Below are 24,492 nucleotides of genomic sequence, written 5' to 3'. Positions count from 1 at the left end.
GCGTGGAGAGAGGTTCGAGTCATGGCCGCAGAATCCGAGGGAACCCCGTGCTGGGCCGACGGTACGTTCGGCGACCTCGAAGGGGCGAAGCGCTTCTACGGTGAGCTCCTGGGCTGGACGTACGGGGAGTCCATGCCGGAGTACGGCAACTACACGCAGGCCCACGCGGACGGCAAGGCGGTCGCCGCGCTGTCGCCTCCCGTGCCGGGCCAGGAGGCGCCGAACGCCTGGTGCCTGTACCTCGCCTCGCCGGACGCCGCCGCCACCACCGCGAAGATCCGCGAGCACGGAGGCGAGGTGCTGGTGGAACCGATGCGGGTCGGCGACTTCGGGACGATGGTGCTGGCCTCCGACCCCGGCGGGGCGGCTTTCGGAGTGTGGCAGGCGGGCACCCACAAGGGCTTCGAGGCGCAGGCCGTGCCCGGTGCCTTCTCCTGGGCCGAGATCTACACCCGGGAGCCGGAGAAGGCCGACACCTTCTTCTCGTCGGTCTTCGGGTACCGGGTGAAGCACCTGGACGACGACGCCGTCGACTTCTCGCTCTACGACCTGGGTGCCGACCCGGTGCTCGGCCGGATGAGGATGGGTGAGGAGTTCCCGCCCCAGGTGCCGGCCCATCTGAACGTCTACTTCGGTGTCGCCGACTGCGACGCGGCGGTGGAGAAGGCGAAGTCGCTGGGTGCGCAGCTCCGGTTCGGGCCGATGACCATCCCGTTCGGCCGGTTCGCCTCGCTGACGGATCCGCAGGGTGCGGTGTTCTCGCTGTTCGACCCCTCGACGACCGGGGGCGAGATGCCGGGCGTCACCGAGGTCATCTGACGGGCGGGTCCCCGCACCCCTCCCAGGCGTCCGTCCGGGCACGCGCGAGGAGCGCGCGGAGCCGGGGAGCGACCTCCTCGCCCACCCGGTAGGCCTCCTCCAGGTGCGGGTAGCCGGAGAGGATGAACTCGCCGATGCCCAGGCGCCGGTACTCGTGGAGCCGCTGGGCGACCTCGTCGTGCGAGCCGACCAGGGCCGTGCCGGCTCCCTCCCGTACGAGACCGATGCCCGCCCAGAGGTTCGGGGCGACCTCCAGCTTCGCGGCGTCGGCGGACCCTCCGTGCAGCGCGGCCATCCGGGCCTGGCCGGTGGAGTCCATACGGGCGAACCGGTCCTGGCTGGCGCGGACCGCCTCCGGGTCGAGGCCCGCGAGGATGCGGTCCGCCTCGGCCCACGCCTCGGCGGCGGTGTCCCGGCTGATGATGTGCAGGCGGAGTCCGTAGCGCAGTTCGGGGGCCGCGGCGCGGAGTCTGTCGATGCGCCCGGCCAGGGCCGCCGGGGGTTCGCCCCAGAGCAGCTGTACGTCGGCCCGGCGCGCGGCGACGGCCTCGGCGGCCGGGGAGGCTCCGCCGAAGTAGAGCGGTACGGGGTACCGGACGGCGGGCTCGTGGAGCTGGGCGCCGTCGATCCGCAGGTGCTCACCGTGGTGGTCGACGCGCCTGCCCTCCAGGAGGTCGCGCAGAACGCCCATCACCTCGTCGGTGCGCGCGTAGCGCCCGTCGTGGTCCACGTGGTCGCCGTAGGCCCGCTGTTCGGCCGGATCACCGCCGGTGACGACATTGAGGCGGAGCCGCCCCCCGGCGAACCGGCGGAAGGCGTCGGCCTGCTGGGCCAGCAGGGTCGGGCTGGCGAACCCCGCGCGGAAGGCGACCAGGAACCCGATCCGGTCGGTGTGCTGGGCCAGGGCCGCCGTGAGGATCCACGGATCGACGCATCCGAGCCCCACGGGGGTCAGCAGCGAGTGGAACCCGGACTGTTCGGCGGCGCGTGCCACCTGGGTCAGGTAGCCGATGTCCGCGGGGCGGCGGGTGGCGGCGCCGGTCCTCCCCTGCACGGCCGTGACACCGCCGGGGTCGCGGCCGTCTCCGCCCGTGGGCAGGAACCAGTGGAGCAGGAGCGGATTGCCGGACATACGGGATCCTCGTGGACGGCGGCGGGGGACGCACGACGGACGTACGGATGCGCGGGCGCACCGTCGGCCGGGGTGTTCCGGGAGGCGTGGGCGGGGCCGCGAGGGCGTCGGGGCCGGCCCGGTGTCACGTCAGCGGCAGGACGGACAGAGCATCGTCGAGACGCGCAGGAGGTCCACGTGACGCCGCGACACGAGAGCTGTGGCCATACGGGCATCCTGGTGGTGGGGCGGGGACGGCGACAAGTGCCGCCCGTATGCCGGACGGTTCGGGCCGGCGGGCCGGGCGGGCGTGGTGTCCGCGGGGGCGGCTCCCGTGAGGTCCCCCCAGCCGTGCCGGAGGCTCAGGGCTGCGGATCGCGGGCGTCGTAGCGGGCGAAGCCGGGCCGGCGCAGCCCGAGCAGGCACACCACCAGCACGCACGCGACGCCGCCGCCGGTGACCGCCACGGCCGGTGACGTCAGGTCGGCGACGGAGCCGGCCACGAGGTCGCCGAGCCGGGGGCCTCCGGCGACGACGACGATGAACACGCCCTGCAGCCGGCCCCGCATGTCGTCCGGGACCGCCGCCTGGAGCATGGTGTTGCGGAAGACCATCGAGATGGAGTCCGCGCACCCGGCGAGCGCCAGCAGGATCAGTCCGAGCCAGAGCTGCCGGGTGAGCCCGAACACGGCGATGGCGCCGCCCCAGCCGCAGACGGCGATCAGGACGGCGAGCCCGTGGCGCCGGATGCGGCTCAGCCAGCCCGAGAACACGCTGCCGAGCAGGGCTCCCAGCGCGGGGGCGGCGACGAGCAGTCCGGTGGTCTTCGCGTCGCCGCCGAACCACACCACGGCGACCACGGGGAAGAGCGCGCGCGGGTGGGCCAGCACCATGGCGCTCAGGTCGCTGAAGAAGGTCATCCGCAGGTTGGGCCGGGTACCGAGGAAGCGCAGACCGTCCATCACGGACGCCCGACCGGTGCTGTTCTCCCCGTCCTTCCGGCCGGGCAGCATCGAGGGCAGCCGCCACATCGCGTACAGCGAGGCGGTGAAGGTGACGGCGTCGACGGTGTACGCCGCGCGGTAGCCCCACCAGCCGACGATGAGGCCGCCGGCCATCGGCCCCGCCAGACCGCCCGCGGTCGACGTCATGGCGTTGAGCGCGTTGGCGGCCGGCAGTTGTTCGGCGGGGAGCAGCCGGGCGATCATCGAGCTGCGGGCCGGGGAGTTGAGGGCGAAGCAGACCGCCTGGAGGGCGACGACCGCGTAGAGCAGCCCCACGTGTTCGACCCCCGCGAAGGTCACCACGGCGAGCACCACGGAGAGCAGGAACGAGCCGGTGGCGCTGAGGAGCCCCAGCTTGCGCCGGTCGACGGTGTCGGCGACCGCCCCGCTGTACAGCCCGAGGAGGACCAGCGGGACGAACGAGCAGAGACCGATCAGCCCGACGGAGAAGGCGGACCCGGTGATGTCGTAGACCTGGAGGGAGACGGCCAGGGCGGTCATGCCCTGGCCGATCCAGGAAACCGTGTTCCCGAACCAGAGCCGCCGGTAGTCGGGCGAGGAGCGCAGGGGTGTCAGGTCGGCGAGTATGCGTGTGCGGGGTACACCTTGTTTGGCTGTTTCGGTCACACGGGATGGTAGCCAGCCCGCCCGTGAGGAGGCACGCGACAGGGTCACGCTCCCGTGGTGGAGCCGGGGCGGACGATCATCAGTACGGTGACCGTGGCCCACAGCAGGTTGAACACACCGGTCAGCATGGCCAGGCGGGCGGCCGCCGCAGGAACCGCGGCGGTGGTGTCGTCGGCCCGCAGGGCGGTGAGGGCGCTGTCCTGGCCGGGCAGGATCCGCAGGACCAGCAGGCCCGCGGCGGCGGCGGTCAGCAGGATCGACGTGATCAGCCATGCGCTGCCGAGTACGCCGAGGCTGCCGGCTGTGGCGAACCCGAACACGGGTACCGCGATGCCGACGGCGCCGTAGACGCGGCAGACGCGGTGCAGCAGCCGCAGGTTCGACCGCGCGTCGCCGTCGCCGGGGCTGCCGTGTGCCGTGCGCAGGGCCTTGGGGAACATGCTCGCGGCGACGGTGACCGGGCCGATGGCCAGGACCGCGGCAAGGACGTGCAGGGAGAGGAAGAACTTCGTCATCGGCGGGGCTCCCCGGCCGGGGGGAGGGCGCGGCGGCGGCCGGTGACCTTCGAGGCGGGCAGCCGTCCGGCCCTGGAGGTGCCGGTCAGGGTGTCGCCGGTGACCGTCACGTCGAAGGCCAGGTTCAGGCGCAAGGGCGTGGTGACGGCCTGCTTCCAGGTGAGGCGGTCGCCCTCCAGGCGGACGTCGCCCAGCGGTACCTCCTCCCCCGCGCCGTGGGCGGCCCCGCGCAGGAGGCCGTCCTCCCGGCGCAGTTCGACGACGGCCTCGACGAGGCCGATGGGTGTGGACACGGACAGGTCCCAGACGCCTTCTACGGGCATGTGCGCGGTGTTCCTTCGGGTCAGGGTGGACGAGGGTGGGGGCCGGACCTCGGTCAGGCGGCGGTCGGGACAGGCCCCCGGTCACGCCAGACGACGCCGCGCCGTTCGTACGCGAACAGTTCCTCGACGGCGTGGGCGATCCGCGGGCCCACCTCGCGCTCCAGGAGGTGGAGGGCGAGGTCGAGACCGGAGGTGACACCGGCACCGGTGACGAGGTCGCCGTCGTCGACGACACGTGCCCGTACCGCGTGGACCCCGGTGGCGTCGAGCATGTCCAGGCCGAGGTGGTGGGTGGTGGCGTGGCGGCCTTCCAGGAGGCCGGCCATGGCCAGGACGAGGGTGCCTCCGCACACCGCGCCGACGATCACCTCGGGGTCGGCCACGGCGGTCCTCAGCAGGGCGGGAAGACCGGTGGTGAGCGTGCGGCCCAGCAGGACCGGGACGGACGCGTCCTGCTGCCGGTCGCCGGCGTCCGGCGCGGGCCCGTCGGCCTCGTCCGGCGCGGCGACGCGGCCCGAGGCTCCGGGCACGAGGACCAGGTCCGCCCGTGCGGGGTCCAGGGCGGCCGTGGCACGGAGCGCCAGGCCCCCGGTGCCGCCGGCCACCTCACGCGGTCCCTCCGCGGACGCGAGTTCCACGGTGACCAGTCCGCCGGAGGCGGCGCCTCCCGCGTGGAGCACTTCGTACGGTGCGATGACGTCGAGGGGGTCGAAACCATCGAAAAGGACGATCTGGGCGTGCATCGAGAAGGGTCCTCAGCGTCGGGCGGCCCGGTCCTCGCCGGGGTCGTCACCGACGCTAATCAGGGATTCCGCCGCCTCCCAGAGGCAGGATCGCCATGTGTCAACGGGATAGTGCCAGGGGATGTGGGCAGTCCGTCCGGGCTGAGCCGCAGACAGGAGTCCTGGCTGTAATCCGGTGCAGGGGTAGCTTTGCGCCATGCACACCGTCGCCGTTCTCGCGCTGGACAAGGTGATCCCGTTCGACCTGTCCACCCCGATCGAGGTCTTCACCCGCACCCGGCTGCCGGACGGCCGTCCCGGCTACCAGATCCGCGTCTGCGCCGAGGAGGAGGAGACGGACGCGGGCGCCTTCGCGCTGCGCGCACCCTGGGGCCTGGAAGGGCTCACGGGCGCGGACACGATCATCGTGCCCGGCACGGCCGACCCGGCGGCACCGCTCGCCCCCGCCGTACGTGACGCGCTGCGGGCGGCCGCCCGGGACGGCACACGCATCGCCTCGATCTGCTCGGGCACGTTCCCGCTGGCCGCCACGGGCCTTCTGGACGGGCTGCGGGCCACCACCCACTGGATCGCGGCCGACCTCCTGGCCGCCACCTATCCGGACGTCGAGGTCGACCCCGGCGTCCTGTACGTCGACAACGGCCGGATCCTCACCTCGGCCGGTGCGGCGGCCGGACTGGACCTGTGCCTGCACATGATCCGCTCGGACTACGGCTCGGCCGTCGCCGCCGACGCGGCCCGGCTGTCCGTCATGCCCCTGGAACGGGAGGGCGGACAGGCGCAGTTCATCCTCCACGACAACGCTCCCACCCCTCAGGGCAGCACGCTCGAACCGCTGCTCGCCTGGCTCCAGGACAACCTGGCCACCGACCTCACCCTCAGCGACATCGCGGCCCACGCCGGCATCAGCACGAGGACCCTGATCCGCCGCTTCCGCGAACAGACCGGCACGACCCCCCTGCAGTGGCTGCACCGCGCCCGGATCCGGCAGGCCCAGCACCTCCTGGAGGCCACCCAGCACACGGTGGAACGCATCGGTTCCCAGGTCGGCTTCGGTTCGCCGACGGCCTTCCGCGACCGCTTCAAGAAGACGACGGGCGTCAGCCCGCACCGCTACCGCCGCGCGTTCGGCTGACACCGCTCGCGCGACGGCGCACGTCCTTCACGCGGTGGTCCCTCCCGCCCCGAGGGCAGGAGGGACCACCAGGCGCGTTCCTAGGGAAGGAACTCCCAGGACGGACCGTCGGGGGCGAGGTTGCGGGAACACAACGTCACGTCCCGGCCCCTGAGATAGTCCAGCAGCCACTCACCGAACGTCATCTCGTAGAGGGTCCACGCCGGGCTGTCGAACTCCTGGACCACGACCCGCCAGGGGGACGAGGCGTCGTCGGGAACGCGGAGGAAGACGGCCTCCCCCGTCGTGGCCGTCGCCACCGGCATCAGTTCGCCGGGGCCGCTTCCCACCGGAGCGGGCAGGAATTCCGCCATGTCCTCCTCGCGCCAGAGTTCGAGATCCCTTCTGACCATCACACCCAGACTGTGCAGAAGATGACCGGCGGGATGCTTCAGATAAAGCTGCCCATTGACCGAAATGGATCCGTAGGCGTCGACGATCTCACGGAAATCCGAGGGGAATGCAATTCCGAGTTCCCTCTCCAGACCGATCCACGGCGCGGGATCCGACCAGTTGAACCGGGGTTCACCCAACAGGGCCCGGACCTCTGAAAGCACTGCCACCACTATTCCCCTCCTAGCACGTCGAACCTCTGCCGGTCGGGGAGTTGATCGCGGTGCACGAGCGGTGTCTCCACGATGTCTCCCTGAGGCCCGTACGCGGTCATTCCGACCTGCACGAGTGCGGGAACGGCCGAGTGCGGATCCCCGTGGACGGGAACGACCGACATGAAGCGGGCGCCCTCCGCACTCCTGCCTCGTGGCGGGGAGGCCGTCGGGGACTTCTTCGCCTGCCCCGGTGCGGTCCTCCGGTCCGGAACCCCGGTCGCCGACGGGGTCGCCCCGACCGCACCGGCGGACGCGGCGCAGTAGGACGGCACGGCCGCCTCCTCCCAGGCAGCCACGCACGGGCCGGGCGCCGGGACCGGCGGGTCCGGGCGCCCGGCACCCACCGGACGGGGCATCCGAAGTGACCGACGTCACTTCACTCCGGTCTCCTGCGGGGAGAGTGGGCCCGTACCTTCGAGCCTTCGAGACGTATCTTTTCACGGGGGTGGGCGGACTCATGGTGCCGGACCGTTCGACATGTGTCCGTTTCACGGTCGGGGCGGCCCGGTTTTTCGTCAGAGGTGTTCTCTGGGGAATCGCAGCGACGCTGATCGCCCTGAGTGCGTGGATAATCCGGCTCATCGCCATGGGCGGCGGTGGCACGGGAATAGCCTTATGGGCTGCTGCCCTTGTCGTCCCGGGCGCGCTTTTCACTCTGGTCGTGCGCTACCAACGCGGCAGAACTCGCGCCGATCATTCCCGGAACGTCCGCTTCCCGTCAGTCTCCGGCGCCGAACGCGAGAAGGCCGCTCCGTCGCCTCCGGCTACCGACTGACAGGCTGCCCGCCGAATGACCTGATGGCCGGGCACGCACGCGGACGAAGGCAGGGCCTCCTGGCGGCAGTCGGCCGGGACGGTGGTCCCGGCCTGCCAGGAGGCCCTGTGCGAGGAGTCGCGGATTCAGGCGCCGTCGACCGGCTTCCTCATCCCGGAGGGGACGTTCGCCCTCCTCGACCGGCGTGTCCTGCTCAGTAGATGCTGCGGAGACCGAGCACGTCTCCCTTGCCCAGCGTCCTCGCTATCGTCGAGCAGCGGATGGAGTTGGTGGTCATCGTGAGGTTCGAGTGCGCCGAGGAGACGTGGCCCATCCCGAAGACGTGCCCGGCCTCGTGCGTGCCCACGGAGCGGATGTCGTACAGGTTGGAGCAGCTGCTGGTCGGCGAGTTCGTGAAGTCGTAGTCGGTGGTGTTGAACCGGACATCTGCTTCACGAAGGTCGTTCTTTACTCCCGGGGTGGGCCAGGACCACCAGCAGGTGGTGGCGACGACACCGCTCTTGAGGTTGCCGGCGTCCCAGGTGCTCTTCCCGTCCCGAGCAGTGCACGAGGAACTGCTGTTGATGTCGGCCTCGTAGGTGGTGGTGCCCGAGTAGTGCGAGCTCGCGGAGACCGAGTCACCGTAGCCGCAGTTGTTGTAGCTGCCGGTGATGTTGTTGATGGCGTCGGCGAAGGCGGCCTGGGCGCTGCTGCGGGAGAGGCCGCCCGGCATGCCTCCGTCGCCGATGTACCAGTTGTAGGTGCCGTACTCCTTGAGGTCGTTCGTGGAGTAGGCGCCGTCACTGCAGGCGCCCGTGGCGCTGGTGGAGTCCAGGTCCGGGATCTCGGGCTCCACCCCGGAGGAGGAGTCGAGCGCGTCCGGGTCGACGCTCTCCGGCTCGTCGGTCACGTCGTCCGTGGTCGTGCTGGGGTTCCCGAGGCTGTCGGCGGCGTCGATGCCACCGGTGGGGGCGTCCGGACTCGAGTCACTCAGGTTGTAGGAGACGACGCCGTCGGCCGACACCTCCAGGCTGAAGCCCATCGACTCGCCGTCGGTGGTCAACGTGTCGACGCCCACGGCGGTGTTGGGTTCCGGCACCGTCACCCCGGTACCGCCGAAGGTGACCACACGGCCGACCACGGGACAGCTGATCACCGACGTGCCCGCCGGCAGCGTGCTGACGGTCAGATCCCCGGTGGCGGGCGGACAGACCTGCGGTCCGTCCAGACCTCCCCCGTCGGCGTACGCTCCGCCGCCGACGAACGGGACGGAAGCCGCCAGAGCGAATGCCGCAATTCCCCTGACCGCGAGTCTCCAGTTATTCCTAGCCACTCTCTACCCCCAGTTGTCCGTATTGCGTGAAGATCCATTCGGATTCACGGAGAAGTTAGCGGCCGGGCGAACATTTTCGGTACTGGATTTCAGGCCGACCACATTTCGGCCAACTTCCACGAAGAGCGGAATGCAAAGATCCGGCAAAACGGAACCAGTCACCCCTGCTTGAACCCGGTAGCAGGAGGTTTCAACCGTTTTCGAACCGTACGGAACACGCCAGCCGCAGAGTCGCACGAATAGAGCGAAGTGGGCGGAGTGGGCGGCGATTTCCGGATATTCGAACTCACAGAATTAATTCATTGACGGCGTGCACTCAAGGCTGCTTTCCTCTGTGTGCGTCCGGTGAAGATCCAAGCCTTGGGGGAGGGTGGACGGACTTCTTACGCGGCCCTGTGTTCCGTACCGTCCGCACACCTCTACGGCTCTCCTGCCCGCACGCGTCCCGATGCCGCGACGCGTGCGCCTCCGCCACCCGTGTCCTGCGTGGCGGGGATTTCGCCATTGCTGTGTTTTCCCGCGGCCCCTGAGGGGCCGCGCCGTAGATGGAGCGAGATGAGAAGAACCATATGGTCCACGATGGTCATGGCCGTGACGGTCGTGGCGATCGGCATGGCACCGGCTCATGCCGGGCCGTCGGACTCCGGCGGCCCGGCCCCGTCGCCGACCGCGAAGGTGGACAAAGCGCTGCGCGAGCGGGTCGCCGACGGTCACCAGGTGAGGGTGAACGTCACCACCCGGACCAGGGCCGATCTTCCGGAGGCGGCCCAGGCCGGCGAAGTGGTGCACCGACTGCGCACGCTGCCGGTGGTCACCATGCGGGTCGACGAGGCGGACCTGGACCGGTTGGCCGCCCAGCCGGGTGTGGTGAGCGTCGCCGAGGACCGGCCGGAGCGCGCGACGCTGGTCGAGAGCGTTCCCCTCATCGGCGGTGACAAGACCCGGGCCGCCGGCCTGACCGGCGCGGGCAGCGTGGTGGCCGTCCTGGACACCGGCGTCGCCACCCACCACCCCTTCCTCAGGGGCCGGGTGACCTCCGAGGCCTGCTTCTCCCCCGTCGACGCCGGCTACGGCGCCACGAGCCTGTGCCCCGACGGAACCGACCAACAGGAAGGCACCGGCTCGGCCGACTCGGAGGCCGGCCCCTGCGCCGCACTCGACTGCGATCACGGCACCCACGTCGCCGGTATCGCGGCCGGCAACGGACAGAACGTCACCGACGCCCCGGCGGCCGGTGTCGCTCCCGGTGCGAGCATCTTCGCCCTCCAGGTGTTCAGCCGGATCGACTCGGAGGCCTACTGCGGTCTCGATGCGGCGCCCTGCGTGCTGAGCTTCCCCAGCGCCCAGCTCTCCGCCCTGGAGATGGTCCTGGACATGAAGCAGTCCGGGATGCCGGTGGTGGCGGCCAACATGAGCCTCGGGGGAAGCAGCCTGTACACGGCCGCGTGCCCGACCGACATCCGCAAGCCGGCCATCGACGCGCTCTACGCCGCCGGCGTCGCCACGGTCGTCTCGGCCGGTAACGGCGGCTCCGCCACGGGCGTCACCGCCCCCGCCTGTGTCTCGTCGGCGATCGCGGTGGGCAGCACCACCAAGCAGGACGAGATCTCCTACTTCAGCAACCGCGGCCCGCTGGTGGACGTCTTCGCTCCCGGCAGCGACATCGTCTCCTCCGTCCGCGACAACGGCTGGGAGAACCTGAGCGGCACCTCCATGGCCGCCCCTCACGTGGCCGGCGCGTTCGCGGTGCTCCACCAGACCTTCCCCACCAGGACGGTGGCCGAGCTGGAGGCGCTCCTGAAGAGCACCGGCAAGCCCGTCACCTACGCGGGCACCACCACTCCACGCATACAGCTCGACGCGGCGGCCCTGTCGGCCCAGCCCGGGACGCCCGCAGGTGAGAACGCGTGGAAGCTCGCGGCCAACGGCACCGACACGGCCGGCACCAACCCGTTGACCTCGGTCGGCGGGCCCGTCTTCGCGGCCGCCGACGCGCCCTACAGCCTCTCAGGAGCGGCCTCCTTCAACGGCAGCACCGCGTTCCTGAAGGGCAGGACGAGCGCGGTCAAGACCACCCAGGACTACACGGTCTCGGCCTGGGTCAAGATCAATTCAGCGGTGGAGGCCACCGCCGTCTGCCAGGGCACCAGCAAGTACCAGGCGTTCTACCTCGGCTACGACCCCACGAACAAGGGCTGGATGTTCCAGACCACGACCACCAACGACGCCGACAACGACTGGGTGACCGCCGAGGGCGGCACCGGCACCGGCCCGGTGGGCACCTGGGCGCACCTGGTCGCCACCTACAAGGCCCCGGTCAGCGGCGTCTCCGGCACCGGTCGGATGACGCTCTACCAGAACGGCAGCTACCAGGGCAGGGCCACCAACCTCACCCCGCAGTACGACGCCGACCTGCCCCTGACCGTCGGCGGTTGCGTCAACTCGGCCACCGCGACCACGCCGTACAAGGCCTTCCCCGGCAAGGTCGCCGACGTCCGCGTCTACCCGTACGCGATGGACGCCGCCCAGGCCGGCAAGGCCAGCGCCACCGTGCCCACCGGGTGGACGGCCGGCATGCCCGAGGACGAGTGGAAGCTGAACGGCGCCGGTACCGACACCGCCGGCCTCAACCCGTTCACCCTCTCCGGCGGCGCGAGCTGGAGCACCGACAAGCCCACCGGCACCGCCCTCACCGGCTCGGCCTCCTTCAACGGCAGCACCGGAATGCTGAAGAGCAAGCAGGCCGCCGTCAACACCCTCGGCGACTACACCGTCTCGGCCTGGGTCAAGATCAATTCGGCTGTGGCGGCCACCGCCATCTGCCAGGGCACCACCCAGCACCAGGCCTTCTACATCGGCTACGACCCCACCAACAAGGGCTGGATGTTCCAGACCACGACCACCAACGAGACCGACACCGACTGGGTGAGCGTCGAGGGTGACGCCAACTCCGGCCCGGTCGGAACCTGGGCGCACATCGTCGCGACGTACAAGGCCCCGGTGAGCGGAGACGCCACCAGCGGCCTGATGAGCGTCTATCAGAACGGCGTGCTCCAGGACTCCACCCGCAACATGACCCCCCAGTACGACTCCAGCCTGCCCCTGACGGTCGGCGGCTGCGTCAACTCCGCCTCGTCCACGGCCCCGTACGACGCCTTCCCCGGAAACGTCGCCGACGTGCACGTCTTCCCGCGCACCCTGACGGCCACCGAGGTCGCGGCGCTCGGCTGAGCCCTCGCCCGAGGGGTCCGACCCACGGACAGGTGCCCCGCTCCGCTGGTCAGGGAGCGGGGCACCTCTGTGCCACCACGGTGGCCCGGTGCGGCGTCGAGCGCGGAGCCGCACCGAAACCCCGCGCGCGGGATCAGGAGCCGTCGATCAGCTTCCGCACCTCGGGTGGGAGCTCCGCGCCGGAGGAGACGGCGAAGAACTTGGCTGTCTCCGGCGTGTCCCCGACGGCGATGGCGACCTTGGGAGAGATGCCGTCCACTTCGTAGGCCGTCCCCGTCAGCCCGGCCGGCTCATCGCTCCCGGCACCACCGGTGTCCTCGCACGGTGGTTCGGTGGCGACCCCGAGCTTCTTGCCGGGTGTGAACTCCACGTCGCCCACATCCTGGTACGTGACCTCCTGGTAGGTGTACCGAGCGACACAGGAGGCCGCACCCCCACCGCCACCGCTGTCGGCCGTGCACGCCGCTACTGACGTCACCATGGCCGCCGCCGCCAGCAAGCCGGCGGATCGCCTGGTCCAGCTCATGTGTGTCCCCCTCGGTAGATGCAGCGGAGAGGAGGCGTACCTCCTCTTCCCCGAGTGACCTCGCCATCGCTCGGCACGGAGATGAGACCGCGACCGTGGTGAGGCTCTCGTGTTCCACCCTTCGACGTCGGCACCTCGGATCGGGTTCCCCTGCCGCGCGCCGTTCTCGGACCGGGGTGTGACACCGCGGCCGGGGGCCGGGGGCGGTGCTGCTCCCCAAGAGGTGCGCTTGGTCTCACCGCTGACAAAGACCTACGGACCTTACGAACGCACCACGACCCGCGCGTCACATACGGCCAGGTCCGCCACCGCTACCGCGTGGAAGCCGGCACCACGCCGCCCGGCCCCGCACTTTGCCGCCTGTCAGCGGCCGCGCGTTCCCATCAGCCGATGATCGCGACCGGGGCGTCCCACGCGTTGCGGTCGACGGTGATGGTGTAACCGCCGTCGCACAGTAGCCGACCCGGACATCGTGACCGGAACGGACGCGAGACTCCGCGTCAGGGAAGTACGCCCTCGGCCGACCAGGGACGTCACGCGGACCGTCCACAGGCAACGGTGTCCCACCCGCCCCACCGCCATGAGGCGAACGCCACACGCGAAAGGCGCCCTGAAAACACGTCGCCCCAGGTCAGAACGATTCTGCCTGGGGACGCTGGGTGGGGCGGGTGGGACTCGAACCCATAAGCGTGACGCCTCTCACCTGTGACGATGCCGAAATAATGGACAAAGCAGCCCGTTTACATCCGGCTGCATCCGCCTCGATCCCGCTCGGATGGGGATCGGTTAGGCGTTCGCCACACCGCTTCTTCTACGTCTCGCGCAAGCACTGCTCCCGAGGAGCACAGGCAGAACTTCGCCTGTCAGTACCATCAACCACCTCCGCGCTGCGGTGAGCTTCACAGCTCACGCCTGATCGCCGCCCACCACTCATGGCTACATTCCGTGATGGAAAGCGTCTGGGTACCGGTCACCTCGGATGCTGGCTACGACGTGACCCGCGCCCGTTCACCACGGTGATCGAAACCTGGCTCAGGCATGACCTCATCTACACAACCTAAACACCCGCTAGTCCAGGACCTCCGGGAACTGCAGACTGCCCCGGTGCGAGGTTTCGACGATCACAACCAGCCACTGCGCGTTGCCGAATCGGGCGAGTGCGATAGCTCGATGACGTCCCAAGAGGAATGCACCCGGATCGCGTGGATCGCGCCGCGCGGACACGGATAGGTCACCGGGGAGGAGAACGAGCAAAGCCAGAGCCGAAGGCAGGGAGCGGCGATAATGAGATGGCCTGGTCAGGTTCTCGATTTCGAGAACGTCGGCTTCCGCGGAGACGAGGAGCTCCACGACGCGCAGCAGTTCGCCGCCCTCGTGGTGACCTGAGGAACAGCTGCCCCGGAACCGCCGGTGATCGCGACTCCGGCAGGGCGGCCTGCCGCATCGGGGGTAGTCGTGGTGGTACGGGTGTCGCCGTTGGCGGACTCGATGGTCTTGGCCGTGTTGCCCCACCAGTCGTACTCGGTCGTGGTTGTGACCAGCTGCGTCGGGTTGCCCCCACCGCCTGTGACCGGACCCGCGGGACACTGAACCGGGAGTCGTCACGGTGAGAATCGACGTTGTGTCCCAGCGCCTGCCGGACGCTCCGATTTCGGTGAAGTCGGGGTCAAGAAGCTGCAACACCAAGGCTGGCGTGGCGCGCACGGCGGGATCGAGGAGCCGCAGCTCCGCCTCGATAGCCGCCTGAACTGCCCGCTCACTCTCATCTGCCATGGACGCACCCTACGGACGCCCCCGTCCAGTCAAAGCGAATAGTTGCGTAGGGCGCAACAACCGGCTGTGCCATCCCTTCTCGTCAACAAGCCAGCCAGGCTGTTCCCCAACTTCTGTCGGAACCCGTCGACAAGTGCTGTCGCTAGAAATCGAAGAAGCCATAACAGGCAAGTGCGCGGGCCTGTACTTGTATCGCTGCACGCCGCAGGTGGCCCGCCCCATGCCACCCGGCCAGATATCTGGGCGACGCGTCACACCACAACAGGGCGAACGTTGCCTGACGCGGCACTAGCGGCACGAGTGGGTTCATCTGCCGGAGGAATACGGCAACTGGCGAGGCGTCTACACCCGGCTGCGGATGTGGGCCATCGACGGCACCTGGGAGCGGGTGTTCACCGCGCTGGTCGCGAAGGCCGACGCCGATGACGACCTCAACTGGGCTGTCTCGGTGGACTCCACCGTGGTGCGCGCACACCAGCACGCGGCCGGGGCCCGCAAAAAAAAGGGGGCTCCAACAGGCGAACCCCCAGACCACACCATCGGCCGGTCCCGCGGCGGACTGAGCACAAAGATCCACCTGGCCTCCGATGCCCAATGCCGGCCACTGGCCTTCGTGCTCACCGCCGGTGACGCACCCGCCTTCGCTCACGTCATGGCCCGCCTTCGCGTTCCTCGTCGGCGAGGACGGCCACGCACCAGGCCGGACGTGGTCCTGGCCGATAAGGCGTACTCCTCCCGCGCGATTCGCGAGCACCTGCGCAAGCGTGGTATCCGGGCGGTGATCCCCGTCCCGGCCGATCAGCGCGGCCACCGGCTGCGGCGGGGCAGCCGGGGCGGCAGACCACCCGCCTTCGACCGCGAGCATACAAGCAGCGCAATACCGTCGAACGCTGCATCAACCGCTTGAAACAGTGGCGAGGCATCGCCACCCGCTACGAGAAGACCGCGGCCATCTACCTGGCCGGACTCCACATCGCGGGCATCTTCCTCTGGTCTCGGCGGTAATCCAAACGAAACGGCCTAGAGATCGGTCGTGGTCACAGAGTTCCGTCGGTGCCCCCGTTCCCGCGCATCCACCTTGCACAGAGCTGCCGCTCACGGGAGGGAGGGCATTGCGCCGGGTCAGGTGGTGATCCGACCCCTGACTTGTTGACTCGGCTCCCAGGCGCACAGCCTGCCGATGCGTCAGCTGCACCGTCCGAGCGCAGGTTGAAAGAGGATCAGTCAGTCAGCGAGCCGGTGAAGATCTGCCACGCCAGGAGTGACTTCGCCACGAGGCTGAGGACCAGGTAGGCCTTTTCACCGTATGCGTAGACGGACCACCGGCCGACTCCGCGGTACTGGAGCCACTGGTTGAGACCGAAGCTGAAGAAGAGGACGGCCTGGACGAGAACGATTCCGTACACGAAGCCGGGGACGGCCTCGGCCACGACGATGTTGTACGCGATCGAGACCCACGGCGTGACGCCGACCAGCGCCCCGAACCAGAACGGCAGCATCCTGGTCCTCGCCCGCCCCGGCGGGTTCATCACCTCCTCGAGCCAGCCGAAGAGAATCATGCCGACGTTGGCGCCGACGACGGCGATGACGGCATTGATGCTGGTAATGCCCGAGTAGAAGCCGATGAGGAGCACCATCAGGGTCGCGCTCAGCGCGTACTCCAGCCACCGGAAACGGTTGATGCCACGTCTGAGGTCGCGTTCGTAGATGCCGCGGTACACCGTCGCCGTCAGCAGGTGGTCCACTGCCGCGAGGGTGAGGAAGGAGGCGACGGCCCAGCCGATCGGCACGTCGAACAATGCTTCCGGGGCGGGCGCTGCCGTCCCCGGTGGCCCGGGAACGGAGGAGGAGGTGACGGTGATCGAGAAGCTTCCGGCGAGCAGGACGATGGCCGTGGCTTGGAGCAGGTGCAGCAGCGTGAGCCCCAGGTTCCACCTGCGGAGCCCTGCGAGGCGCTCGGCGGTGACACCTGTGGCCACCGATGTGCCGTCCTCTCGCTTCACAGTTCCTCCCCAGTGGCCGGCGCCGCGGTACGTCAGCATGGTCGTACCCGTCCGGCCGGGAATCACGGCATGCACGCCACCGCCCCGCCGGAAAGTCGCCCGAGTGGCGCCCGTAAAGTCGCCCCGCTGGTCTCCGGGACGGCCCGTGGACCCTTCCCCACCGAGATCTCGCCCGGGACGGTGTGGCTGCGGGTTGCGGTTGCGCAACGGCACGGGAGTGATCACGGCTGATGCCGTCGATGGCCCACATCCGCAGCCGGTTGCAGACGCCTCGCCAGTTGCCGTAACGGCTCGATTCGCGCCCACTGCGCGTCAGCCAACGGCACACACGAACAACGACCGGCGGGGCTGGTCGGAACGGCACTGTTCGTCATGCGGCCGGCCCAGCACGGAGCCGACGTACGTCCCGCACGAGCGTGCACGAAGCGCTGAGGAAGATCACAACTCCAGCCCCTATCCAGAGGGCCGATGCCCCGGAGCGGTACTCACGAACGGCAAGAATCAGCAGCATCGTGCCGGCAAGGACGCCGAAGGCCGAAATCAGAGCGCTGATGCGGTGTGTCACACAGACATCATCAACGACAACCTCGGCCAGCAGCAGTGATACAACCGAAACGGCCTAGGCGGCCTCGATCCGGAGGCGGTGTACGGCATCGACGACGACAGCCGGGTGCTGGTGGCCGGGACCGAACGCAGTGGCGCCGCACTGGCCACGTACGGGCCGCCGGCGGCGCTCCCGCCAGGGGCGTACGCGAGCCGGATGCTGACGCTGCACCGGGTGAAGTGACGGTCAGCCTGCCCGGAGCCCTCGCACCCTGTGCCGAGTGGTGGGAGTTGTGGATCCGCTGCCCTCGGTCGGCGAGCGGAGGTGGTTTGTGATGTCGGGAGTCCAGCGATTCCTCGGGGGCCAAGGGGTCTTGCTATACGGCCCTGGGCGGGCGCGAGACAGAAGCCGCTCAGGACGCTGAGCGGACGGCTGTCACGATGAGGTTGCTCTGATAGCCGCCTCGGTCGGCGTCGTACGGGGGCGCGCAGGTGATGAGGGTGAGGACGGGTTCGCCCTCACGCCGGAAGGTATCGGCAGGCATCCGGTCCTTCTTGACGATACGTCGGGCGACGATCTCATACGTGAGGGTTGTGCCGTCTCCTCGCTGGACATCGACGCGGTCGCCAGCGCGCACGTCATAGAGTGCTGCGAGCTCGCCGAGTTCTCCTGTGTGTGAGTCGACGTGTCCGACAAGGACGGCCGAGCCGTGAGCGTCGCCCGGCGCCGGCCCGAAGCGGTACCAGCCCGCCTGGGCGGGGTCGGCTGGCACCTCGGCCCCGCCATCGTCCCGCACTCCGACAGGAACGACGGGGGCGGACAGGCCAGCTCTCAAGATGACGACGCGAACCGGTAGGGCGCCTTGGGCCTTGGTGGTGCTGTTCCGGTGGGTGGCTCCTGTGGAGGGAACGGGCTTCTGCCCGGGCGGCGTTGCCGCCCGGGCAGAAAGGGTCGCAACTGTCCCCGTACCGCGGCCGGTTTCGGGCACTTGCCCAAAACCGGCCGGCGGTCCCGGATCGCCGGAGGGGAACAGGAGCAACGCGGTGACTGCTGTCGCGGCCGAGCCGACGGCGACGGCAGACCAGGCCGATCCTGCCACTCCCGTGCGCCACTTCGCACGCTGTTGTGGGCGCTCAGGCATCCCGCCGTGCCCGGGACCTTATGGAGAGTGCCCCGGCCAGGGTAAGCACCCCTGCGCCCGCTGCCCAGGCCATCCACGCGTTGGAAGAGTTACCCGAGGCCATCGCACCGTTTCCGCCGGCGTCGACTCCATCGGGCGGCGAGTGCATGCCACTGACCGTCTGGACCTTCAGGGCCAGGTTCTTCTCGTCGGCGCTGCCCCAGGCATAGACGACGTTGTTCGTGCCTTCCTTGAGGTTCAGATCAGCGGGGCCGATGGCGACGGTGTCGGTCCCGGCGAGGACCACGTCGGCGGAGACTGTGCCTGCGTCGACCTCGGCGGTGTCCTCCTTCGGGTTCTCCAGTCCCTTGAACACCGCCGTGCCGTTGGCGCGGACGTCCACGGCCGGAGCGGCGGCAACGTGCCGGACCGTCAGGCGCGACTTACCCGCTGCGACAGCGGAGGTGTCGTTGACGAAGGCGTTGAGCTGAGGCTTCCCGTCGGCCGAAAGATGGGCCACGACCGTGGCATTGGCTCCGGCGGGTACCTCGACCGTCTTCTGGATCGCGGGCTCTGCCGTCTTGGGGTCGGCACCGGCCTTGAAGACCTTCAGGTCGTAGGAGCCCGCCGACAGCTCTTGAGGGTCGGTGAGAGTGCCGGGCTTGAAGTCCGGCAGGAGTTCGTCGCCGTTCGCGTAGACGTCTACCGTCAGACCGGGAACTGCGTGAAAGACGGAGACCGTCGCCGTGTCTTCGGCCTGTGCCGCGCCGGCAGGAACGGCAGAACCAAGGCTCAGAGCCCCGGCTCCGAGACAGGCGGCGATCATGACGCTCGTACGGGATTTGCTCATTTTGCGCTCCATTCACGCACAGAGCTGCACGCTGCAGGCCCTATCGGTAGATCTCGGATACCGCGCCTGGCGGGATCTGTGGTGTTGGCTTCGAGAAGCCGCGGTCCGGCCGCGCCGGGTCCTCATGCTCGGTGGCCCCACGCCTTGTGGGCCGGCATGCCGGGCACGTGCAGAAGCCCGACAGGGTCAGACGCTTGTGTCTTCGCCGACCTTCGTGGGGGTGAAGATCTCGTCGCGCTCGTGGTTGGCCAGGGCCAGCCCCAAGGCGAAGAAGGTCGGGGCCCACTCCCCGACGAAGATGCCCCACCGGTCAGCCCGCTCGACCCCACGGGACTCCGCCTTCACCGACACCACCCAGGACGCGACCGACAGAGCGATCGAGGCGAAGCCGGCGGTGTAAGCGTGTTCGCTGGTCATTCCGATGTCGTGCAGCCTTTTGACAAGCATGCGCGCGCTCCTCGCGTATAGGACGGCAGACAAGGGGTGCGGGTACCGGAATCCTCAGCCGCAAGCCTCTTTTGGGGCGCATCGGCGTGGGAACCCACCAGGCAAGCGCACCACACCCATCACACTCCCGCCACTTCGCTCCGCAAGCAGGTTCCGGCGACGCCGGTGGTGCACAGCAGGCGAAGCGCGCTTCTGCGGGAGAGGGATGCGCCGAGTTCCAAGCAGCACTCGTAGGAACAGCGCAAGGCGCGATCGGCGCCGCGAAGGGTGACCGCCCGCGAGCGGCCAGACGGATGCGGGATACCGCTCTCGAGTGACGAAGTCAACCCCTATCCAAACGAGTTGGCCGACCACCGGGACGCGGATGATCACCACCTGGCGGTCCGCGACGGCTGTCACCGGGCACGGAAATCCACCGCGGCGCGCCCGCTCCCGCAGCCGAGGGGCACGTGCCTGAAGGTCGGCCCACCCGACCGCCGCTTCAGGCGTGTGCTGCCGATGGCCCGGCCGACTCGGAGGCGGGTGTGTCCTCGCGGTGGAGAAAGGCGCCGAGGAGGTCGCCGACGGGGTGGCCGGACTCCGAAGGATGACGCAGCGCGACAGTCGGGTCGATGGTGTAGCGGTTACGGCGGCCGACCCGGATCCGGGTCAGGTAGCCGGAGGCTTCCAGGTCGGCGACAATGATCTGCACCGCCCGTTCGGTGATGCCGATTCCGGTGGCGACGTCGCGCAACCGCACTTCCGGGTCGCGGGCGATGCTGAGCAACACCCGCGCGTGGTTGGTGAGGAACGTCCATTGGCCGCCGGGTGACTGTGGGCTACTCATGCACTCCATCATACGAAACCTGCTTCGCATATCCGACCCCTCACGCGAAACTTTATTAGCGAAAATCATTTCGCGTAACTATTGACGCATGTCCGGTGGCGGGGTAACGCTTGAGGGGATTCGTCCGCATGTAGGAAGGCAGCGCCATGACCCCACTGCTCTCCCGCCCCCGCCGGGACCGCACCCCCCGGCTCGCACGAGCCGGACTGGTCCAACCGGCGGCGGCCGTACTGACCGACCGCATCGACGATCTGGCGGTAGCCGAGGCAGCCGCACGGATTGCGCTGGCCCGCCGCGTTCCGGTACTGCTGATCGCCGTGATGCCCCCGGGCATCCACCGGCAGGGTGATGACCCCTTCTCCGCGCCGCTACGGGCGGTCCTGGCCCGCGTCATGCCCAAGATCGGCCCGAGCGCCACGGGCTACATCCCCGAGGCGTTCCACCTGCCTGCCGGGCGGGCCTCGCGGCTGGCGGCGGCGAAGGAGCTGCTGGCGCTGGCCACCCGTCACCGGGCTCCGGATGTGGTGACAGCCCGCCGCGGCCCGCACGGGCTGGACGCACACGCCCTGATCGAGGCTGCGGCGCTGCGCGGTGGCCCGTTCGTCCACGCGGTCGCCCCCGCCGCCTGGGGGCCCCTGCAGTCGCCCTCGGCGCCCGCCGGCGACGTGCCGTCCGGCCCCTGGGAAGGAAACGTTCCGCGATGAACGACCTGGCATTCCCGGTCCCGCTGTGGGTGTGGGCCGCCGTCACGCTCGGCATCTGCGTGATGCTCGCCGTCGACCTGATAGCCCACCGCGACAACCACGTCATCGGCTTCCGCGAGGCCGCGATCTGGAGCAGCATCTGGATCGCCGTCGGCCTCGGCTTCGGCCTGATCCTACTGGCATGGCAGGGCGGGGAGGTGTCCTCCACCTACTACGCCGGCTACCTGATCGAAAAGGCCCTGTCGATCGACAACGTCTTCGTCTTCGCGCTGGTCTTCTCCTTCTTCGCCGTCCCCGACGCCTACCAGCACAAGGTCCTGTTCTGGGGCGTGCTGGGCGCCCTGGCCGCCCGGCTGGTGTTCATCTTCGTCGGCGCTGAACTGCTCCAGGTGTTCTTCTGGACCGCCTACCTGTTCGGCGCGTTCCTGATCTGGACGGGCTGGAAGATGGCCGTCTCCAAGGACGAGGAGGTCCACCCCGACCGCAACCCCGTCGTCCGCCTGGTCAAGAAGCTCATCCCCACCGACCCGAAGTACCACGGCGACAGCTTCTTCATCCGTCGCAACGGCAAGCGCATCGCGACGCTGCTGTTCGTGGTCCTGGTCGCCGTCGAGGCCACCGACCTGATCTTCGCAATCGACTCCGTCGCCGCCGTCCTCGCGATCACCACCAACACATTCCTGGTGTGGACCGCCAACGCCTTCGCCGTCCTAGGCCTGCGCAGCCTGTACTTCTGCCTCGCCGGACTCCTGCGCCGCTTCGCCTACCTCCACTACGGCCTCGCAGTCCTCCTCGCCTTCGCCGGCGTCAAACTCATCCTCTCCGAGACCCCCGTCGGCAAGCTCCCCATCCCCCTCACCCTCGGCGTCATCGCCCTCACGATCACCGTCTCCATCGCCTGGTCCCTGATCGCCACCCGGAACCAGCCCGCCGACAGGTGGGAACAGCCGGTCGGGACTGACACAGGCAGCACCAGCGGAGCCCACGAGCCTCCCGCCGACGACGACCTCACACACCACCAGCCTCATGCCGACCGCAGCCCGCACGGAAAAGACTCGCCATGACAACGCCCCCAGGCGCCCCAGTGGGCCACCCCGCCCCCGGCTCCTCGATCGCACTGCAGATGACCGGCGTGCCGCGCGAGGTTCCGACGGGCACAACAACCGCTGGTTCCTCGACCCCGCCCCAGCCGCCGGTTCCCAGCCGACATGCAGGAGGTGTACGGCGTCGACCTGCCCGTGCGGCCCGGCGACGCCGCGATCATGGCCGCCCCGATAGATCACCACGACGTCAACTACCACTTCCGGCAGTTCGTCGTAGACGCGCCCCGGCAACCGGCGCCTTCATTCAGGGCACCCGACCGACCGTTCTCATGCGCTCTCCGCAGCGCCCGACGAAGGCGACCCCAGCTGTACGACCTTGGAGATGACCTCAAGTTCACCACCCGCACGGTCAGTGAACTCGTCACCGTCACCGGGCAAGGTGGCTAACTGAGTTGATCGAGCGTTGTTCGAACTCGATGGAGGTTCAGGTGCGTACGTCTCGTTGCTGCACTTCCTTCAGGACCGCCCCCACCGTGGCGAAGTCGTTGTCCACGTGCAGCACCGTGTGACCGTGATGGACCGCCGTCGCACACACCAGGAGGTCGATGGCTCCGGCGGCACGATGCTGCCCCCGCTGGGTGAGCTTGTACTGCGCGGTGTCGACCCAGCGCCACGCACTCTTGGGAACCGGGGCGAGATGACAGAGGTCATCCAGCTCCTCGGCCAACTCGTCCCGATCAGCCGGGCTTGTGGCCGAGAAGAGGAACTCCGCCCTCGTGGGCTCGCAGATATGGAACACACCGGCAGCGATGTGCCCCTCCCAGGGACGCAGTGCCCCCGGCGTACGGAAGAGGTGCCAGAGGGCGGACGTGTCGAGGAGGTATGTGATCACTCGAAGGCTGCCCGCCGGGCCTGCTTGGCCGCTGCATGCGCCGCAGCCGCAGCCTCGAACTCGCCCCGCTCACCCCTCGCGGCCAGCTTCTCGGCAGCCTCCAGCCGCTTGATGCGCGCCACATAGTCCCGTAGGGCCCCGTTCACCGTCTCCTTCTTCGTCGAGACACCCATGAGCCGCATCGCCTCAGCCAGCGCCTCATCATCGAGATCGACCTGGGTCACAGACATAACAGCCGCCCCTCACCTTGAGTCCATGATGTACATAACCACGATACATCACCAACATTCACGGACGGCAAATCATCGAGCACGAGACAGAGAGGATCCGACCCGGTCGCGAGGCCGGCGGCCACGAGCCACCTACCGAGTGGATGATGTCGATGCGGTGAAGACAGGCCGCTGCCTCAGCAACCGTGGGAGCCATCAACGACGCTCTCTCCGGCGGTCGTCACAAAAGGCCAGGTCAGAAGAGTCTGACGGGTTCCGCCGCCACAAAAAGCGGCCCAGTACCGCACCGCGTGCGGCGAGTACCGCACGGAAAACAGCCACAAAACCACGTTTCCGCAGGTCAGAACGTTTCCGCAGGGTAAAACTGGTGGGGCGGGTGGGACTCGAACCCACGGCCGACGGATTATGAGTCCGCTGCTCTAACCGGCTGAGCTACCGCCCCGTATCGGCGTGGCGCGTACACGTGTGCGCGCCGTCTGCCGCAGCATAGCCGGTCATACGATCTCCTGCTGCGGATGCCCGGCTTCGCGTGACCATGAAGACCTCGCTGCGTGCTGCCCGGTTCCCGCCGGTACGGAAACACCCCGAAAGAGTCACGGACACCCCTGTGCGGGCACACGAAAAAGGACCCCGAAGGGTCCTCTTCCGTTTCGCTCCCCCGACTGGACTCGAACCAGTAACCCTCCGGTTAACAGCCGAATGCTCTGCCAATTGAGCTACAGGGGATCGCGCTCCCCCGACTGGACTCGAACCAGTAACCTGCCGGTTAACAGCCGGCTGCTCTGCCAATTGAGCTACAGGGGATTGCTGCGGTGCCTCGAATCGTACCTGCCTGGCTGCTGCCGAGCGGCGCGCGTTCGCTGCGACACATACATTAGCGCAAGCAGGGGGGTGCTCCGCCAATCGGTATCCCCCGGGGTGATCTCGGGTGTCCGCGGGTAGGCGGGCAGGACACGTCGCACGGAGCGAAGGAAGGGTGGCACCCATGCGGTACCGGCTCACGTTCATCGCCGGAGTGGCGCTCGGTTACGTGCTCGGCACGCGAGCCGGGCGCGAGCGTTACGAGCAGCTGAAGAAGGCCGCGCAGCAGCTGGCCGAGAATCCCGCCGTGCGGAACGCGGCGGAGTCCGCCGCGCACGGCGGCCGGGACTTCGCCGGCAAGGCGTACCACTCGGTGAGCGAGAAGGTCGGGGACAGGGTTCCCGTGTCCGTCTCCGAACGGGTGCGCTCGCTGCGGGACCGCAGCGGCCAGAACGGCAGCGACGACTGGGGGACGACGAACACCTGAGGCC

23 protein-coding genes, 3 tRNA genes and 2 pseudogenes are annotated in these 24,492 nt (G+C 69.0%); 8 read left to right on the top strand and 20 right to left on the bottom strand.

What is annotated here, in order from left to right; genetic code table 11:
- Positions 1 to 21: 21 nt before the first annotated feature.
- Positions 22 to 819 (top strand): VOC family protein, encoded by a 798-nt coding sequence (locus tag IA22_RS0102770; RefSeq protein ID WP_030122634.1) that lies wholly within the window; start codon positions 22 to 24, stop codon positions 817 to 819.
- On the opposite strand, the gene IA22_RS0102765 is transcribed toward IA22_RS0102770, so the two are convergent.
- The 5 genes from IA22_RS0102765 to IA22_RS0102745 form a co-directional block, all read right to left on the bottom strand.
- Positions 812 to 1,951 carry an LLM class flavin-dependent oxidoreductase gene (locus tag IA22_RS0102765; RefSeq protein WP_030122633.1) on the bottom strand — a complete coding sequence of 380 codons (1,140 nt, stop codon included), beginning with the start codon at positions 1,949 to 1,951 and terminating at the stop codon, positions 812 to 814. The two genes, IA22_RS0102770 and IA22_RS0102765, sit on opposite strands and share 8 nt — an antisense overlap.
- Before the next feature lie 341 nt (positions 1,952 to 2,292).
- Positions 2,293 to 3,561, bottom strand: coding sequence for an MFS transporter (locus IA22_RS0102760; RefSeq protein ID WP_030122632.1), 1,269 nt, complete (start codon positions 3,559 to 3,561; stop codon positions 2,293 to 2,295).
- A 44-nt stretch (positions 3,562 to 3,605) separates the two neighbouring features.
- Positions 3,606 to 4,076, bottom strand: a complete 471-nt coding sequence (locus IA22_RS0102755; protein WP_030122631.1) for a membrane protein — start codon at positions 4,074 to 4,076, stop codon at positions 3,606 to 3,608.
- On the bottom strand, positions 4,073 to 4,399 hold the full coding sequence (locus IA22_RS0102750; protein ID WP_014156415.1) for a hypothetical protein: 327 nt from the start codon (positions 4,397 to 4,399) through the stop codon (positions 4,073 to 4,075). The genes IA22_RS0102755 and IA22_RS0102750 overlap by 4 nt, the downstream gene beginning before the upstream one ends.
- Positions 4,400 to 4,452: 53 nt before the next feature.
- Entirely contained in the window at positions 4,453 to 5,142 is a 690-nt protein-coding gene (locus IA22_RS0102745) for a DJ-1/PfpI family protein (RefSeq protein WP_015577057.1), read from the bottom strand.
- Between the two features lie 196 nt (positions 5,143 to 5,338).
- Here IA22_RS0102745 and IA22_RS0102740 point away from each other — a divergent pair, with 196 nt between their 5' ends.
- Positions 5,339 to 6,277: a GlxA family transcriptional regulator gene (locus IA22_RS0102740; RefSeq protein WP_015577058.1), complete on the top strand. Its 939-nt coding sequence runs from the start codon at positions 5,339 to 5,341 to the stop codon at positions 6,275 to 6,277.
- 80 nt (positions 6,278 to 6,357) lie between these two features.
- On the opposite strand, the gene IA22_RS37455 is transcribed toward IA22_RS0102740, so the two are convergent.
- The 3 genes from IA22_RS37455 to IA22_RS37305 all read right to left on the bottom strand — a co-directional run bounded on the left by IA22_RS37455 (position 6,358) and on the right by IA22_RS37305 (position 9,011).
- Positions 6,358 to 6,672, bottom strand: coding sequence for a hypothetical protein (locus IA22_RS37455; RefSeq protein WP_237524482.1), 315 nt, complete (start codon positions 6,670 to 6,672; stop codon positions 6,358 to 6,360).
- Between the two features lie 209 nt (positions 6,673 to 6,881).
- Complete coding sequence (locus tag IA22_RS37030; protein WP_162471238.1) at positions 6,882 to 7,196, bottom strand: hypothetical protein; 315 nt, start codon at positions 7,194 to 7,196, stop codon at positions 6,882 to 6,884.
- 696 nt (positions 7,197 to 7,892) lie between these two features.
- Complete coding sequence (locus tag IA22_RS37305) at positions 7,893 to 9,011, bottom strand: matrixin family metalloprotease (RefSeq protein WP_014156411.1); 1,119 nt, start codon at positions 9,009 to 9,011, stop codon at positions 7,893 to 7,895.
- Between the two features lie 555 nt (positions 9,012 to 9,566).
- On the opposite strand from IA22_RS37305, the gene IA22_RS0102715 reads away from it, so the two are divergent.
- Complete coding sequence (locus tag IA22_RS0102715; protein ID WP_014156410.1) at positions 9,567 to 12,242, top strand: S8 family serine peptidase; 2,676 nt, start codon at positions 9,567 to 9,569, stop codon at positions 12,240 to 12,242.
- Positions 12,243 to 12,375: 133 nt separating this feature from the next.
- Here IA22_RS0102715 and IA22_RS0102710 read toward each other — a convergent pair whose 3' ends face one another.
- Together IA22_RS0102710 and IA22_RS38185 are read right to left on the bottom strand one after the other, a co-directional pair.
- Positions 12,376 to 12,768, bottom strand: coding sequence for a DUF6281 family protein (locus IA22_RS0102710; RefSeq protein ID WP_030122630.1), 393 nt, complete (start codon positions 12,766 to 12,768; stop codon positions 12,376 to 12,378).
- 1,373 nt (positions 12,769 to 14,141) lie between these two features.
- Positions 14,142 to 14,345, bottom strand: a pseudogene (locus tag IA22_RS38185) (hypothetical protein); the annotation flags it as partial.
- A gap of 497 nt (positions 14,346 to 14,842) precedes the next feature.
- Between IA22_RS38185 and IA22_RS34995 the strand changes: the two are divergent.
- Positions 14,843 to 15,546 (top strand): annotated as a pseudogene (locus IA22_RS34995) (IS5 family transposase); the annotation flags it as partial.
- A 215-nt stretch (positions 15,547 to 15,761) separates the two neighbouring features.
- On the opposite strand, the gene heR reads toward IA22_RS34995, so the two are convergent.
- Complete coding sequence (gene heR / locus IA22_RS0102695) at positions 15,762 to 16,544, bottom strand: heliorhodopsin HeR (protein WP_234434623.1); 783 nt, start codon at positions 16,542 to 16,544, stop codon at positions 15,762 to 15,764.
- Positions 16,545 to 17,187: 643 nt separating this feature from the next.
- Here heR and IA22_RS36745 point away from each other — a divergent pair.
- Positions 17,188 to 17,331 carry a hypothetical protein gene (locus tag IA22_RS36745; protein WP_157840918.1) on the top strand — a complete coding sequence of 48 codons (144 nt, stop codon included), beginning with the start codon at positions 17,188 to 17,190 and terminating at the stop codon, positions 17,329 to 17,331.
- A 169-nt stretch (positions 17,332 to 17,500) separates the two neighbouring features.
- Here the strand turns inward: IA22_RS36745 and IA22_RS38180 are convergent, their stop codons facing one another.
- The 4 genes from IA22_RS38180 to IA22_RS0102670 all read right to left on the bottom strand — a co-directional run bounded on the left by IA22_RS38180 (position 17,501) and on the right by IA22_RS0102670 (position 20,331).
- Entirely contained in the window at positions 17,501 to 17,923 is a 423-nt protein-coding gene (locus tag IA22_RS38180; protein ID WP_386308873.1) for a class F sortase, read from the bottom strand.
- A 298-nt stretch (positions 17,924 to 18,221) separates the two neighbouring features.
- Complete coding sequence (locus tag IA22_RS0102680) at positions 18,222 to 19,058, bottom strand: DUF4397 domain-containing protein (RefSeq protein ID WP_030122626.1); 837 nt, start codon at positions 19,056 to 19,058, stop codon at positions 18,222 to 18,224.
- A 186-nt stretch (positions 19,059 to 19,244) separates the two neighbouring features.
- Positions 19,245 to 19,505 (bottom strand): hypothetical protein, encoded by a 261-nt coding sequence (locus tag IA22_RS0102675; RefSeq protein ID WP_051694761.1) that lies wholly within the window; start codon positions 19,503 to 19,505, stop codon positions 19,245 to 19,247.
- Between the two features lie 481 nt (positions 19,506 to 19,986).
- Positions 19,987 to 20,331 (bottom strand): helix-turn-helix transcriptional regulator, encoded by a 345-nt coding sequence (locus tag IA22_RS0102670; protein WP_037659827.1) that lies wholly within the window; start codon positions 20,329 to 20,331, stop codon positions 19,987 to 19,989.
- A 146-nt stretch (positions 20,332 to 20,477) separates the two neighbouring features.
- Between IA22_RS0102670 and IA22_RS33910 the strand changes: the two genes are divergently transcribed.
- Together IA22_RS33910 and IA22_RS0102660 are read left to right on the top strand one after the other, a co-directional pair.
- Positions 20,478 to 21,035 carry a hypothetical protein gene (locus IA22_RS33910; RefSeq protein WP_051694760.1) on the top strand — a complete coding sequence of 186 codons (558 nt, stop codon included), beginning with the start codon at positions 20,478 to 20,480 and terminating at the stop codon, positions 21,033 to 21,035.
- Positions 21,032 to 22,099, top strand: a complete 1,068-nt coding sequence (locus IA22_RS0102660) for a TerC family protein (protein ID WP_030122622.1) — start codon at positions 21,032 to 21,034, stop codon at positions 22,097 to 22,099. The genes IA22_RS33910 and IA22_RS0102660 overlap by 4 nt, the downstream gene beginning before the upstream one ends.
- Before the next feature lie 463 nt (positions 22,100 to 22,562).
- On the opposite strand, the gene IA22_RS0102650 is transcribed toward IA22_RS0102660, so the two are convergent.
- The 5 genes from IA22_RS0102650 to IA22_RS0102630 form a co-directional block, all read right to left on the bottom strand.
- Positions 22,563 to 22,970 carry a PIN domain nuclease gene (locus IA22_RS0102650; RefSeq protein ID WP_030122620.1) on the bottom strand — a complete coding sequence of 136 codons (408 nt, stop codon included), beginning with the start codon at positions 22,968 to 22,970 and terminating at the stop codon, positions 22,563 to 22,565.
- Positions 22,967 to 23,200, bottom strand: coding sequence for a type II toxin-antitoxin system VapB family antitoxin (locus IA22_RS0102645; protein ID WP_015577068.1), 234 nt, complete (start codon positions 23,198 to 23,200; stop codon positions 22,967 to 22,969). The genes IA22_RS0102650 and IA22_RS0102645 overlap by 4 nt, the downstream gene beginning before the upstream one ends.
- A gap of 365 nt (positions 23,201 to 23,565) precedes the next feature.
- Positions 23,566 to 23,642: transfer RNA gene (locus IA22_RS0102640), tRNA-Ile, on the bottom strand.
- A gap of 211 nt (positions 23,643 to 23,853) precedes the next feature.
- Positions 23,854 to 23,926 (bottom strand) — tRNA-Asn (locus IA22_RS0102635).
- A 5-nt stretch (positions 23,927 to 23,931) separates the two neighbouring features.
- Positions 23,932 to 24,004 (bottom strand) — tRNA-Asn (locus tag IA22_RS0102630).
- Positions 24,005 to 24,185: 181 nt separating this feature from the next.
- On the opposite strand from IA22_RS0102630, the gene IA22_RS0102625 reads away from it, so the two are divergent.
- Positions 24,186 to 24,488, top strand: coding sequence for a YtxH domain-containing protein (locus IA22_RS0102625; RefSeq protein ID WP_015577069.1), 303 nt, complete (start codon positions 24,186 to 24,188; stop codon positions 24,486 to 24,488).
- Positions 24,489 to 24,492 lie beyond the last annotated feature (4 nt).

The organism is Kitasatospora papulosa, assembly GCF_000717245.1.
Taxonomy (GTDB): Bacteria; Actinomycetota; Actinomycetes; order Streptomycetales; family Streptomycetaceae; genus Streptomyces; species Streptomyces papulosus.
This window is presented reverse-complemented; position numbering and strand designations above follow the sequence as displayed.